The sequence below is a fragment of the Streptomyces sp. NPDC015171 genome (genome assembly GCF_043079545.1).
Lineage (GTDB): Bacteria > Actinomycetota > Actinomycetes > Streptomycetales > Streptomycetaceae > Streptomyces.
Window position 1 is genome coordinate 250,432 of the sequence record NZ_JBIBUO010000012.1, and the last position, 12,935, is coordinate 263,366.

At 70.5% G+C, this 12,935-nt stretch carries 12 protein-coding genes; 6 read left to right on the plus strand and 6 right to left on the minus strand.

The features are described from left to right. The first annotated feature begins 146 nt into the window (after nucleotides 1–146). The 3 genes from ACF073_RS29560 (at nucleotide 147) to ACF073_RS29570 (ending at nucleotide 2,877) form a co-directional block, all read left to right on the plus strand. Nucleotides 147–623: an Lrp/AsnC family transcriptional regulator gene (locus ACF073_RS29560; RefSeq protein ID WP_392074452.1), complete on the plus strand. Its 477-nt coding sequence runs from the start codon at nucleotides 147–149 to the stop codon at nucleotides 621–623. 20 nt (nucleotides 624–643) lie between these two features. Next, nucleotides 644–1,327: an HAD family hydrolase gene (locus ACF073_RS29565; protein ID WP_392074453.1), complete on the plus strand. Its 684-nt coding sequence runs from the start codon at nucleotides 644–646 to the stop codon at nucleotides 1,325–1,327. 83 nt (nucleotides 1,328–1,410) lie between these two features. Next, nucleotides 1,411–2,877 carry an MFS transporter gene (locus tag ACF073_RS29570; protein WP_392074454.1) on the plus strand — a complete coding sequence of 489 codons (1,467 nt, stop codon included), beginning with the start codon at nucleotides 1,411–1,413 and terminating at the stop codon, nucleotides 2,875–2,877. 43 nt (nucleotides 2,878–2,920) lie between these two features. Here the strand turns inward: ACF073_RS29570 and ACF073_RS29575 are convergent, their stop codons facing one another. Further along, nucleotides 2,921–3,706, minus strand: a complete 786-nt coding sequence (locus ACF073_RS29575; RefSeq protein WP_392074455.1) for a LysR family substrate-binding domain-containing protein — start codon at nucleotides 3,704–3,706, stop codon at nucleotides 2,921–2,923. A gap of 58 nt (nucleotides 3,707–3,764) precedes the next feature. On the opposite strand from ACF073_RS29575, the gene ACF073_RS29580 reads away from it, so the two are divergent. Together ACF073_RS29580 and ACF073_RS29585 are read left to right on the plus strand one after the other, a co-directional pair. Beyond that, nucleotides 3,765–4,175, plus strand: a complete 411-nt coding sequence (locus ACF073_RS29580) for a DUF5997 family protein (protein WP_392074456.1) — start codon at nucleotides 3,765–3,767, stop codon at nucleotides 4,173–4,175. A 276-nt stretch (nucleotides 4,176–4,451) separates the two neighbouring features. Beyond that, nucleotides 4,452–5,258, plus strand: coding sequence for a response regulator transcription factor (locus ACF073_RS29585; RefSeq protein ID WP_392074457.1), 807 nt, complete (start codon nucleotides 4,452–4,454; stop codon nucleotides 5,256–5,258). Nucleotides 5,259–6,135: 877 nt separating this feature from the next. Here the strand turns inward: ACF073_RS29585 and ACF073_RS29590 are convergent. From ACF073_RS29590 to ACF073_RS29610, 5 genes are all read right to left on the minus strand, one after another. Continuing rightward, nucleotides 6,136–6,588, minus strand: a complete 453-nt coding sequence (locus ACF073_RS29590; protein WP_392074458.1) for a hypothetical protein — start codon at nucleotides 6,586–6,588, stop codon at nucleotides 6,136–6,138. A gap of 87 nt (nucleotides 6,589–6,675) precedes the next feature. Next, nucleotides 6,676–6,888 carry a hypothetical protein gene (locus ACF073_RS29595; RefSeq protein ID WP_362686037.1) on the minus strand — a complete coding sequence of 71 codons (213 nt, stop codon included), beginning with the start codon at nucleotides 6,886–6,888 and terminating at the stop codon, nucleotides 6,676–6,678. Further along, nucleotides 6,888–11,195 carry a DUF6531 domain-containing protein gene (locus ACF073_RS29600; protein ID WP_392074459.1) on the minus strand — a complete coding sequence of 1,436 codons (4,308 nt, stop codon included), beginning with the start codon at nucleotides 11,193–11,195 and terminating at the stop codon, nucleotides 6,888–6,890. Before ACF073_RS29600 ends, ACF073_RS29595 begins: the two co-directional genes overlap by 1 nt. Then, on the minus strand, nucleotides 11,185–11,550 hold the full coding sequence (locus tag ACF073_RS29605) for a hypothetical protein (RefSeq protein ID WP_362686043.1): 366 nt from the start codon (nucleotides 11,548–11,550) through the stop codon (nucleotides 11,185–11,187). Before ACF073_RS29605 ends, ACF073_RS29600 begins: the two co-directional genes overlap by 11 nt. A 614-nt stretch (nucleotides 11,551–12,164) precedes the next feature. Next, a complete protein-coding gene (locus ACF073_RS29610) occupies nucleotides 12,165–12,587 on the minus strand; it encodes a secondary thiamine-phosphate synthase enzyme YjbQ (protein ID WP_392074460.1) in 423 nt (140 codons plus the stop codon). A gap of 122 nt (nucleotides 12,588–12,709) precedes the next feature. Between ACF073_RS29610 and ACF073_RS29615 the strand changes: the two genes are divergently transcribed. Then, nucleotides 12,710–12,793, plus strand: coding sequence for a putative leader peptide (locus tag ACF073_RS29615; protein ID WP_365505671.1), 84 nt, complete (start codon nucleotides 12,710–12,712; stop codon nucleotides 12,791–12,793). Nucleotides 12,794–12,935: the final 142 nt, after the last annotated feature.

Consider the following 12,935-nt stretch of genomic DNA (forward strand, 5'->3'; position numbering starts at 1 on the left):
GAGGTCACTGGCTCAAGTGATGGCCGAATCACTGGGCCATTGGCCCGGCACCTGTCGGTCACGCGAGTGCGCCGGAATACCAACGCACCAGGTCGGGCGGTACGTCCGGCCCGGGGCGACCTGAGCCATTGGTACAGTCGTACGTCATGGCCGTGGACGAACTCGACACCCGCATCCTGCGGCTGCTCCTGGAGCAGCCGCGCACCAGCGTGCGCGAGTACGCCCGCATCCTCGGCGTGGCCCGCGGCACGCTCCAGGCCCGGCTCGACCGGATGGACCGGGACGGCGTGATCACCGGCACGGGACCCTCCCTGTCCCCCGCCGCGCTCGGGCACCCGGTGCTGGCCTTCGTGCACATCGAGGTGACCCAGGGCCATCTGGACGACGTGGGGGACGCGCTGGCCGCCGTGCCGGAGATCGTGGAGGCCTTCTCGATCACCGGGGGCGGGGATCTGCTCGCCCGGGTGGTGGGCCGGGACAACGCGCACCTGGAGGACGTGATCCAGAAGCTGATCAGCCTCCCCGGCGTGGTGCGCACCCGCACCGAGGTGGCGCTGCGCGAGCGTGTCCCGTACCGGCTGCTTCCGCTGGTGGAGTCGGTCGGCCGGGCGGCCCGCGCCTGACGCTTGGCATCCTGGACGCCATGAGTGATCTCGGCGCCCTCTCGGTCATCTTCGATCTCGACGGAACGCTGGTGGACAGCGAGCCGAACTACTACGAGGCGAGCCGGGAGATCCTGGCCGAGCACGGCGTGCCCGGCTTCTCCTGGGCGGACCACGAGCACTATGTCGGCATCAGCACCCAGGAGACGGTGACGAGCTGGCGGGAACGCTATGGCCTGCGCGTCCCGGCGGCGGAGCTGCTGGCCGCGGTGAACCGCCGCTATCTGGAGCTTGCCCGCACCAGCACGCGCGCGTACCCGGAGATGCGCGCGTTCGTGGAGCTGCTGGCCGCCGCGAACGTGCCGATGGCGGTGGCCTCGGGCTCCTCCCCGGAAGCCATCGAGGCGATCCTGACGGGCACCGGCCTCGGCACCTTCCTGCACACGGTGGTCTCGGCCGACGAGGTCCCCCGCAGCAAGCCCGCCCCCGACGTCTTCCTCGAAGCGGCCCGCCGGCTCGGCGCGGCCCCGGCCGACTGCGTGGTCCTGGAGGACGCGGCGCCCGGCGCGGCCGCCGCCCACGCGGCCGGCATGCGCTGCATCGCGGTCCCGTACGTGGCGGAGCAGGCCGACTGCCCCGGGTTCGCGACCGCGTCCCTGCTCCTGCGGGGCGGCCAGCCGGAGTTCTCGGCACGCTCGGCGTACGCCTGGCTGACCGGCGCGTGACGATGGCGCGCGGCGGAAAAGCGCGGCCGACGCGCGCGGCGTCCTTACGGGCGAGTCGGCCCGCGGCTGCTTAGCGTGATCACATGATCACAGACCTGGCCCGTCCGGCCCCCGACGACCGGCGGTGGAGGGCGCTCGCGGTGTCACTGACCGCGGGCTTCATGACGCTTCTTGACACCTCCATCGTGAACGTGGCCCTGCCCTCGATGGAGCGCGGGCTGCACGCCGACGACGCCCAGCTGTCGTGGGTGGTGTCCGGCTACGCCCTCACCTTCGGGCTCGCGCTGGTACCGGCCGGCCGGCTCGGCGACGTACGCGGACGCCGTGAGGTCTTCCTGCTCGGGCTCGCCCTGTTCACGGTCGCCTCGGCCGCGTGCGGGCTGGCCCCGAACGGGGCGTGGCTGGTGCTGTTCCGGCTGTTCCAGGGGGCGGCAGGGGGCCTGGTCGCACCGCAGACCTCGGGGCTGATCCAGCAGATGTTCGAGGGCGAGGAGCGGGCCCGGGCGTTCGGCATGATGGCCAGCGTCATCGCGACGTCCACGGCGGTCGGCCCGCTCACCGGCGGCCTGCTGCTGCACGCCGCGGGCAGCGACGACGGCTGGCGCTGGGTGTTCTACGTCAATGTGCCGATCGGCGTGGTCGCGTTCCTCGCGGCGCTGCGGCTCTTCCCCCGGCACCCGGTGTCGGCGGACCGGCGCGAGGGACTGGATCTGCCGGGCGTCCTCCTGCTGGGGGCGAGCGTGCTCGCCATCATGCTGCCGTTCGTGCAGGAGCAGCAGTGGCCGGGGCGGCGGAAGTGGGCGCTGCTGCCGCTCGCCGCCCTGCTGCTGGCCGCCTTCTGGGTGTGGGAGCGGCGCCAGGCACAGCGGGGCCGTGCCCCGCTGGTCGACCTGCGGCTGTTCACCCTGCGCTCCTACTCGCTGGGGACCCTGCTGAGCCTGGTCTACTTCGGGGGCTTCACCACCCTGTTCTTCGTCTACACCCTGTTCCTCCAGAACAACATGGGCTACAGCCCGCTCGCTGCGGGCGTGGCCTCGATGCCCTTCGCGGTCGGCTCGGCGGCGATGGCGACCGCCAGCGGGCGGCTGGTCGTGCGCCACGGGCGCCGGCTGGTGATCACCGGGCTGTGCGGGGTGGCGGCGGGGCTGTTCGGCGTCGTCGTGATCGTCCAGTGGGTGCCGGGTCCGGCCCTGGGGTGGGCCGCCGCGCTCCCGCTGCTCGTCGCCGGCGTCGGCTCGGGCCTGATCGTCTCGCCGAACACGACACTGGCGCTCTCCCTCGTCCCGGTGCAGCGGGCCGGGGCGGCCAGCGGAGTGCTCCAGACCGCTCAGCGCATCGGCTCGGCGGCCGGAATCGCGGCCGTCGGCTCGGTGTACTTCGCCCATCTCGCCAATCACGGCAGCCCGCGCACGGCCCTCCAGCTGGCCCTGCTCGGCTCCGTCGGCATCATCCTGCTCGCGCTGGTCCTGGCCGTCGCCGACCTGCGGGAACGCGTGGTCGCCCCGGAGCCGGAGCCACGGGAGGAGGAGCCGGCGCGGCAGGGGTCGTAGCGGCCCGGGTCATGCGCAACGGCGTGTCACGACCGGCGGCGGGTCAGGACCGGCGGCGCGGCTTGCCCCGCTTGTCCGCCGGCTTGCCCCCGCCGGTGCGGGCGCGTCCCGTGCGGCCCGCGGAGTTCGCGGACGGCTTCCCGGCAGTCTTCCCCGCCGTCTTCCCCGACGACTTGGCGGATGCCTTCCCCGAGGGCGTGGCCTCCGGCTTCGCCGCCGTACGGCCTCGTGTGCTGTTGACCGTGCGTCCGCGGACGATGCCGATGAAGTCCTCCACCAGGTCGGTGGTGGCCTCCTCCGGCCAGGACAGGGCGACGCTCGACTGCGGCGCGTCGACGACCGGGCGGTAGGTGAGGTCCCGGCGGTGGTGCAGCCGGGCCAGCGACTGCGGGACGACCAGGAGGCCGATGTTCGCCGCCACCAGTTCGATCGCGTCCGCCGTCGTGGCGGGCCGCTCGAAGGCCGGTTCGCCCGGCGGGGCGTCCCAGTCGAAGACGTCGTCCAGGGGATGGACGAGCACCTCTTCGGCGAGATCGGCCAAGGTCACCTCGTCCGCGGCCGTGATCAGGTGGTCCTTGGGGACGATGACCACCGAGGCCTCGGTGTACAGCGGGATCGCGCTGAAGAACGTACGGTCGACCGGCAGCCGGACGATGCCCGCGTCCGCCTCGCCCGCGCGCAGCACCTCGGGCGCCTCGGCGGCCGGGACCTGGACGAGGGTGAGCGGGATGTCCGGCAGACGCTCGTTCCAGATCTTCACCCATTTGGCGGGCGTCACTCCGGGAACGTACGCGAGCCGGAACGACGGTGATTCCTCCGAGCCTGTCACCAGGCCAGGTTACCGGCCGTGGTCGGCGCTCCCGCACGCGGCCGATACCCTTGACCTCATGAAGTCGCAGCAGAGCACCCAGACGATGAAGCCCGCGACCGCGGCGAAGAAGCTGGGTGTGTACCTCCCCGCCACCCCCGCCTCGTTCCAGGAGGGTGCGGTCTCGCGCGCCGAGCTGAACGAGCTGCAGGCCAACCCGCCGGAGTGGCTGCGTGAGCTGCGGGCGAACGGCCCCCACCCGCGTCCCGTGGTCGCGGCCAAGCTGGGCGTGTCCATCGCGGGTCTCGCCCGGGGCGAGGTCACCGAGCCGCTGACCACCGAGCAGATCGAGGCGCTCAAGCAGGAGCAGCCCGAGTGGCTGGTGAAGGAGCGCGCCACCCAGGCCGAGGTCCGCAAGGAGGCCGCGCGGCTCAAGAACCTGCAGCAGGAGAAGCAGGAGAAGAAGGCGAGCGGCACCGAGCGCGCCTGACCTACCGACTGTCCCCGACGCCCTCCGGCTCCGCCCGGGGGGCGTCGTCGGTTTTCGGTCCCGTCGGTCTGCCGGTCGCCGCCCCTCGCGGCGGCAGGACGGCGGCACCGGACGGGCCGCCGTTCCCCCGTGCCGGCGGCCCCCCGGACATGACGCGTCCGAGCAGGCCGGTGCCGCCGGGTTGAAGTGTGCGCCGGCCGGGGACCGCGGGGGTATGCGTACAAGTACGTACGCCGCGGGCGAGGACGGGTACGCGAGGCGACCGGAGAGGAACCCGTGCGGCTGGACAGGTCCTACGAGCGCATGCTGGCCGTCGCCGTGGCGGCGCTGCACGAACGGGAACCCGAGCGGCTGTGGCCCCTGCTGGCCGGCGCGCTGGCGGAGGTGTGCGGTGGTGAGGCGGTCATCCACAAACGGGACGACTGGAGCGAGCGCACGGGCACGATCGGTACGGTGCCCGCCGGCGCCGCCGAGCGGCTGGCGGGGCTGAGCGAGGCCGGCCTGGGTCTGCTGCGGGCCGGCTACCCGTTCGCCGGACACTACGCGGGCGGCACCGACCGGGCCCCGGTCAGCGCGTACCGGGCGGTGGGCCGTGCATGGCGGGACAGTCCGACGGCACGGCTGCTGGGTGAGGCCCTGGGCGTCGACCATGTGCTGGGCGTGCCGCTCCCGGGGAGCGCCGAGCCGATCACCGGGTGCCTCGTGTATCGCGTCGGCACGGATTTCACCGACGGCCAGCTGGCCCTGGCCGGGCGCGCGCAGCCGCTGCTGGCGGCGGTCGACCGGCAGCGGCAGCTGCTGGAGGAGTGGCGGCGGACGCTCGGTCCGGCCGCGCTGCCCGACGAGCGGGCGGCGGACCGCGCGCTGACCCCGCGCGAGACCTCCGTCCTGCTGCTGCTCACCGACGCGCTGACCGCCGACGCGATCGGGCGCCGGCTCGGCATCTCGGTGCGCACGGTGCACAAGCACGTCGAGAACATCTACCGCAAGCTGGGCACCCGCGACCGGGTCGGCACGGTGCTGCGCGCCCAGCGCCTGGGTCTGGTGCCGACGCCCGGCCGGACCGGGAGCCACCCTCGGTGATCCGGCCCCCCTTGGCCAAGCCTCCGGCACCGCGGCGAAGGCTCACTCCGGCTCCGCGGCCGAAGCCGCGGCGAGGGACAGAGGGAACTCAGGCGCCGAGGAAGCTGAGCCGTACCCGGCGGTCGGGGTTGTCCCGGTTGGGGTCCGCCAACCTCCGCAAAGACAACCCCGATGCTACGGACCCAGGTGCTGACAGAGGTCAGCGTCTCCTCGAAGATGACGGCGACGAACTCATCGTCGCGGCCGGAGAGCAGAGCCGTCCGTTCGGTAGTCAGCAGGTGTGGAGCTGCCACGAGGAACGACAACGGCCACTGCCTCCACTGGAGCAGCGTGCACTTGGTGACACGGTCGGTCCCCCGGCTGCTTCAGCGGACCGTCACGAAACTCACGACCGGCCCAGTTCGTCCGTCAGGGCGATGGGGAGACCTGCCCCGTCGTAGGCGATCTCACGGGTGCGACCGAGGGCGTTGATGATGGACGTCGTCACGATGACTTCCCGGCCCGGCGCCGTTACCAGCCAGGTCACGAAGGCGAAAACGGGTGCGAATGTCGCCTCATCGACCACGTCAGAAGGATCGAAAGTGAACTCGGTCTCTTCGATGGCGAAGAAGTAGCAGGTGAACTACGGGCCGCCGACGTCGAGGGCCAGGCTGGCAGATTCCTCTGGGTCGTCCTGCCTCGAGTCGGCTCCATACGGCAGAGGCATCCAAGGCGCCGCTCTCCGTAGTGCCGGAGAACGTCCGGGCAAGGGCATGGTGCCCCGGGACCGTGCGCAACCCGTCTGACGTGCGCCGCCAGTCGTCGATCGGGATGTCGCGGACGCAGACGTCCCGCAGTGCTCCGCCCGCGACGCCGTTCCGGGCAGTACCCGGGTTCATCATCCCGGCGCCCGCCTCTCACCCCTTCTGGCCCGGTACGAAGAGCTGGAACGCGGCAAGGGAGGCTTCCCTTCGGACGTGATCGGCTCTTCCGGAGAGAGGGCACGACCCAGGCCCAGGCCATCCGCGGCCCGCAGCACGACCGAGGCGAGCGCTCGCGCCGCCGTCCAAGCGACGACCCCGCCCTTGCCGACGACCGACAGACCGTCGTTGGCCCGTCGTACGACCAAACCGAAGGTAGTGTCGGCGCCGGTGAAGTTGAGCAAGCGGGCGTTGCCCCGCAGAAACTGCACCAGGCTGGCCAGCAACTGGACCACGGATAGGTAGATCACCATGCCCTGATCTGGGACGTGCCCGGCCAAGTCGGCTGTGCCGAGGTCCCCGGTGACTGCCTGGTCACCCGGATTGAAACCGCCAATGCCGCCTTGGCCGGACCGTACGGTGAACCGCACAGTAATTATGGGGTCTACCTCTTTACGCATCGGAAGAAAGGCGATGATCTGGTTTCGGTCCCCCGAGCCGACTCACCGGCGGCCTTCTCAGCCACACGGAGTGATGATCTCCCAGTCCTTTCCGGGGTCCCCGGTCAGCAGGTACTCGCTCAGGTACATGTCTGTGTCCTCGTGGAGGTCGTCCTCCAGTTCCCAGACGGACTCGCACTCGGGGCAGAGAAAGAACCTCTGGCCCGTGTCCTTGCGCTCGTAACAACGCACCCAGTCCTGGCCGCAGTGCGCGCAGGCGACCTTGTCCATCAGTTCCAGCTCCTCGGGAAGGCCGTGATCACTTCGTTGCCGTGTTCGACGGTGATCGAAACATATTCCTCTCCGGGGTTGTAACCCACTTGCCGGCCCATCGGGACGATGTAGGTGGTACGAGCGCCCTGCTGGTTGACCGACACCGCAGCGGCGCGCCGGCTCCACGCCTCGTCGACCGTTTCCAGCACGCCCTGGTTACCCGTGTCGAAAACTCCGTGAGCCGGCTTCGCAGGGTTCTCCCGGGTGTGCTGCATGACGTGGGTGATGCGATGCCCCTCGGCCGAACCCGGACCGTAGTCCAATCCTTCGGGCGAGCGGTACCAGCCGCCCCCGAGGTCCTCCAGCTCACAGCCGTACAGACCCAGGGGGTCCGACCAGGTGCCAGGATGGCGGACGTATGCCGAGGGGTTGGGGGCCGGCTTCAAGCCCAGGGGGTCCTGGCTGAGGTAGCAGGCTGTCTCGGGGTCGTAGTAGCGGAAGTAGTTGTAGTGCAGGCCGGTTTCGGCGTCGGCGTACTGGCCCGGGAACCGCAGTGGGCAATCGGCGGAGGAGAACTCGACGGGGCCGGCGAGGGAGGTGCCCCACAGAGTGGTCCGGCTCTGCCATGTCATCTCGCCCTCGGCGGTGACAAGCTCGGTGGGCATGCCGACGGGATCCGTCACGACCGCTTGGAACACGGCCACATGGCCGGGTGCCGACTCCTCGGCCAGCCGGGCGAGGAAGGAGGCATCGCGTCCGACAGCTGATCGCCGGTGATCGGTCTGCGCGATCGGCCGATGGGTGCCAGGCTCGTAGTCCCAGGTGGTCACCTTGCCGTCCGGGCCAGCCTGTTCCGCCAGCCTGGTGTCGTCCCAGAAGAATTCGGTGCGTTCGGCCTGCGTTCCGTCTTCCGCCAGACGATACTTGCGGAGGCGGCGCCCGAGCGGATCGTACGCGTACCTCCAGCGTTCGCCGTCCGGCGTGCCGACCTCGGCCAGGCGGTCCTCGGTGCTCCAGATGTACGTCCAGGTCCGGGTCTGTCCGTTGAGGAGCTTGCGGGTCCTGCGGACCAGGCGTCCCTGGGCGTCGTGCTGGTAGGTGCTGCGGCCCGCGCGGCGGACGAGAGTGCCGTCGAAGTCGCGCTCCCCGGCGGAGCCGTGGCCGGGTGCCGTTGCCTGCACCAGATTGCCGGCCTGATCGTAGGAGTAAGTCTCGGTCCAGCCGTGGGCGCGTACGCCCGTGACGCGGCTCGTCACGTCCAGGTCGAAGCGGCGGGTGCCCGTGGTGAGCTCGCGGATCTCTGTCAGGTAGCCGTCGCTGCGGTAGGCATAGGCGCGGTGCTGAAGGAGGTTCTGCGCATCGGCTGAACCTGCTGTGAGGGACTGGAGGGTCAGGCGGCCGGCACCGTCCCACGTCTGGGTCAGCAGAACATCGAGGCCGAGACGACGCTCCGTCTCATGTCCGGCGGCATCATGGGTGAAGGCGAGGCTGCCCGCCTCCGAACGAAGCTCCGAGGGCCGTCCTGCCGCGTCGTACGTCCACAGTGAGACCAGTCCGGACGGAGTCTCGCGACGGACACAGCGGCCCAACGGGTCGTAGGCGTAAGCCGTGACGCGGCCGTCGACCGTCTCGCTGAGAATGCGCCCGAGAGCGTCCCGATCGAGGATCACCTCGGCGTCTCGGTTGAGCGCCCGGGCGAGCAGTCCGTCCGCGCCGTACTCGAAGGTCGTCGTCTCACCGGTGCTGGTGCGCTGCTCCACGGTGCGGCCAGCCCCGTGCCGGACGAAGTTCAGTGTCTCCCCGGTCCCGTTGGTACGTGAGAGCAGCCGACCCGCCGCGTCGTACATGTACGTCAGCGTGCGGCCGTTGAAGTCAGTCTCAGCCGTCAGACGGCTGGCCTCGTCGTAGGCGTACGACCAGGTCCGGCCCTGCGGGTTGGTGACGCCTGTCAGGCGCAATTCCGTGTCGTACGAGAACGTGTAATGGGCGCCGTCCGGGTCGGTCCGCGTGGCGGGGACGTCGAAGTGCGTCGCCGTGTGGCGGGTCCTGTTACCCGCCGGGTCCGTATGGGCGAGCAGATTGCCCTCGGCATCCCAGGTCCACGACTCGCGGGTGCCGTCGGGCTGCTCGCGCCAGGACGGCTTACCCTCCGTTGTCCAGCTCAGGCGCGTGGTGCGGCCCAAAGGATCGGTCACCTCGATCAGCCGCCCGAAAGCGTTGCGGCGGATCGTGGTCGTGTGGCCCAGTTCATCCGTGAGGGCGATGGGCAGGCCCGCCGCGTCGTAGGCCACCGTGCGGGTGTGGCCGAGGGCGTTGGTGATGACGGTTGGGCGGCCCGCCTCATGGTTCGTGTAGCGCGTCTCAGCGCCGGTCGGATCCACAGTCCTGAGCAGGTTGCCCCGCTCGTCGTACGTGTGCCGCCAGATCGCACCACCCGGCTCGATCACCTCCGTGGGCAGGCCAAGCGCGGTGTAGGAAGCCTGGGCCTGCGAGCCGTCGGGAAGTGTGAGTTCGGTCAGATTGCCGGAGTCGTCGTAGGTGTACCGCGTGATGTGCCCCAGTGGGTCCGTCACGGCGACCGGCCGGGCTCCGTATGCGTCCCACTCCGTGCGCGTGACATGACCCAGCGGGTCCGTCTCCTCCACCACCAGCCCGTCGGCGTTGTACCGGTGGACCGAGACGCGGCCCTGCGAATCCGTGTACGCCGTCGTGCGAGCCGTGTCGTCGTAGGTCAGGGCGCCGGAGAGGATGCCGTCGACGCCCTCGGTGCGGACCACCCGGCCGCGCTCGTCGTAGACGTAACCGAACCAGGTGCCGTTGCGGTCGGTCCAGCGGGTGACGCGACCTTCCGTGTCGTAGGTGAACCGCAGGGGCTCGCCGCTGGAGTTGACGACCTCCGTGAGGTTGCCGGAGGCGTCGTAGCCGTAGCGCATCACGACCGTGCCCTCGTCGGTCGCGGTGCCGGGGCGGTAGCGGGACGGCGGCTCGTCCAGCAGGCGCAGGGCGGTGATGCGCGGGCCCTGCGTGTCGACGGCGACGTAGTAGCCGCCGGAGTGGCGGATGCCGAACGGGACGCCTTCGCCGTCGCGTTCGACGTCGATGCGGTGGCCGTTGCGGTCGCTCCAGGAGTCCAGCGCCAGGTGGAACACGCCGAAGGAGGGGGCGGGGACAGGGGCGGCGAAGGTCCGGGTCACGCCCGTCGACGGGTCAGTGACCGTCATCGCTCCGTCCGGCTTGCCGTCCCACTCCAGGGGCCAGCGCGGGCCCTTCACCGGCATCGTGGGAACGCCGGGCTGCGGCACCGGGTAGACCAGGCGCATGCCGTCGGCCGCGGCGAAGACGACGCCCTCGCCGTCGATCTGAAGGCACTCGTCCAGGGTGGAGATCCAGGTCGGGCCGAAGCAGACGCCGCCTCGGTAGGAGGAGAGGTGGGTGCGGGTGAACTCCAGAGGGAGGCTGCCGGGCAGGGTCAGGTCCGTCTGGGTCATCAGCATGGCGCCGGTCGCCACGTCGATCGGCTCGCCCACACACGGGGTGCGCTCGGCGTTGCGGGCGGCCGGGCCCAGCTCCACCAGGTCGGGGCAGAGCGACGGCGGGCGCAGCAGCAGGGGGGTGGTGTCGGCCAGCCCGCCTTCCATGCTCGCCTTCAGCAGGCCGCCGCCCGCGCCCAGCGCTCCGCCGAAGATCATGCCGTCCTTGGCGGCCTGGTTGACCTCGTCCAGGCTGAAGCCGTGCTGCAGACCGGTCGCCATCTTCAGCGGTTGGGCCACGGCGAGGTCGACCGCCACCGATTCGACCCCGCCGAACGCGGCGGCGACGAGCGTGCCGGCGGCGATCTCGGCCACCGTCGTGGTGACGGCGATGCCCATCGTGGCACCGAACTCGATGACCGCGTCCGCCGCCGCGACGGCCGCCCCGGAAGCAAGACCCGCCGTGAAGAAGGCCAGCGCCACACCGCCCGCGATCACGGCCGCGTCGATGCCGATCTGCGTCCAGAGCTTGTTGATCGCATCATCGATGGCGTCGGCGAACTTCTCCAGCGCGTTGGCCATCTCCCGCGAGGACTTCGCCAGATCGCTCAGCCAGCCGCCGTCCTGATCCTTGGCGTAACGGCCCCAGAACTTCTCGAACGCCTCGATCGACTCACCCGTGTTGTTGTGGATGATCGAGGACGCGCTGCGGTGCACGGGAGAGCGGACATCGTCGACGGCCCCGGCGAACGCACGCCACGCTTTCGCCGCCTCGCGCAGCTGGCCGGAGGCGGCCTCCGGCCACCACAGGCCCAGCTTGAGAAGGATGTGGCGGGCCTTGTCCTCAACGCTCACCGGCACCGTCGCTCTGCTTGCCGGTCTTCACTTTGGTGAACATGCCGGCGATGAGCTGGTCGTTGTCCACGGTCCCGTCGGACATGTCGACCATGGCCTCGTGAATGCTCGTCAGCCCGAGCACCAGGATGCCTGCCGCACTCTCGATCTTCTTCTGCTGCGGCTTGTAGGCCTTGCCGAACTTGTCGCCCTGCTCGTCGTGGCCCCAGGGCTCACCCAGACCGTCCAGGGTCTTGATGAGCGTGGTCAGCGCCTTGCTCAGATCGATGGCCCCCTGCTGGAAGGCAGGTGCCGCCGCCTTGATGTCGGCGGTCTTGATGTCCAGAACCTTGCCGGGGACCTTGCCGTCACCCATCGCTGTCGTCTCCCCCTGGTTCGCAACTGCGGCTTCTGACCCTGGAGGAGGCGAGTCAAGGGAAGGTCATATTGAAGGCATGCAAGGGCAATGTGCTGGCGGTGCCCCAGTGCCCCGCAACGACGTTGCGCGGCACCTCGGAGCTATCGGAAGGCAGCCGCACGTGCGCACAGCAGAGAGGTCAAGTGGCGCCGGCCCGCCGCCGCGACACACCATCCACTCCCGGCTTCGCAGCCTGAGCCGCCACACCCGGCGCGTGCACCCTTACATCTTCGGCGACTGCCGTCGTCATAGCGATCGCCGCCCCGACACGAGCCGCGTCGCTCCTCCTACCAGCACGGGACTGAGGCTCCATCCACTGGGAGCCATCTGGGACCCACCCCGCTCCCAAACCCCCTCCAGTTCAGGCGAGACCATCGGGAGCATCCATGACCGGCACAAACGCCATCCGCCCTGGCAAGCCCAGCAACCGAACCTCATTCGGGAGAGAGGTCGCGGGCTCAAATCTCGCCGCCCGACCGCACCGGGGAACATGACGGTCACGGGCTGATCCCGCATGGGCCAAGGGGCATTGGGCGCGGCTGGAATTCAACGCTACGGGACCGTCACATGCATCAGCCGAGGAAGCTCAGCCGCACCTGACGGTTGGCATTGTCCCTGTTCGTATCGACCAGGCAGACCGATTGCCAGGTGCCCAGTTCCAGCCGTCCCCCGATCACCGGGAGGGTCGCGTGCGGCGGGACGATGGCCGGCAGGACGTGGTCGCGGCCGTGGCCGGGGCTGCCGTGCCGGTGCTGCCAGCGGTCGTCGGCGGGGAGCAGGGTGTGCAGCGCGGCGAGCAGGTCGTCGTCGCTGCCCGCGCCCGTCTCGATGACGGCGATCCCGGCGGTGGCGTGCGGGACGAAGATGTTGAGCAGGCCGTCCCGGCCGGCCGCCGCCTCCCTGAGGAAGTCCTCGCAGTCGGCGGTGAGGTCGACGACGCGCTCCCGGGAACCGGTGGAGACGTGCAGCATGCGTGTGGTCAAGGCTTCGGACATGCCCCCATCCTGACCCATACGCCGGGTTTCACACGCGACGACCGTACCGATTGCCGATACGGCTGGTCCATTGGGCGAGACACCGTTGACCGGCGCGCACCCAGCTGACTACGTTCTGCCGCATGTTGCGTTCAGCCCTGCTCACCACGCGCGGTCACATCGACCTGCTGCGGGTGGCTTCCGCCGCGTGTCGCCGCGGCCACTGACGCCTTTCCCCGCTCTTCTCCCTCCGGCTTTCCGCCTTCCGGCTCTCCGCTGTCTCGTCGCGGACTTCGTCGCCCCACCCGCACGTCATCCCTGACTCCCCGTCGGGCCGGGCATGACGCGGCGGCGCCGAGCCGCGTTCCC

Coding starts and splice junctions, on each gene's coding strand:
- ACF073_RS29560 (WP_392074452.1), top strand. CDS start 147: ATGGCCGTGGACGAACTCGACACCCGCATCCTGCGGCTGCTCCTGGAG.
- ACF073_RS29565 (WP_392074453.1), top strand. CDS start 644: ATGAGTGATCTCGGCGCCCTCTCGGTCATCTTCGATCTCGACGGAACG.
- ACF073_RS29570 (WP_392074454.1), top strand. CDS start 1,411: ATGATCACAGACCTGGCCCGTCCGGCCCCCGACGACCGGCGGTGGAGG.
- ACF073_RS29580 (WP_392074456.1), top strand. CDS start 3,765: ATGAAGTCGCAGCAGAGCACCCAGACGATGAAGCCCGCGACCGCGGCG.
- ACF073_RS29595 (WP_362686037.1), bottom strand. CDS start 6,888: ATGGACAAGGTCGCCTGCGCGCACTGCGGCCAGGACTGGGTGCGTTGT.
- ACF073_RS29605 (WP_362686043.1), bottom strand. CDS start 11,550: ATGGGTGACGGCAAGGTCCCCGGCAAGGTTCTGGACATCAAGACCGCC.
- ACF073_RS29610 (WP_392074460.1), bottom strand. CDS start 12,587: ATGTCCGAAGCCTTGACCACACGCATGCTGCACGTCTCCACCGGTTCC.
- ACF073_RS29615 (WP_365505671.1), top strand. CDS start 12,710: ATGTTGCGTTCAGCCCTGCTCACCACGCGCGGTCACATCGACCTGCTG.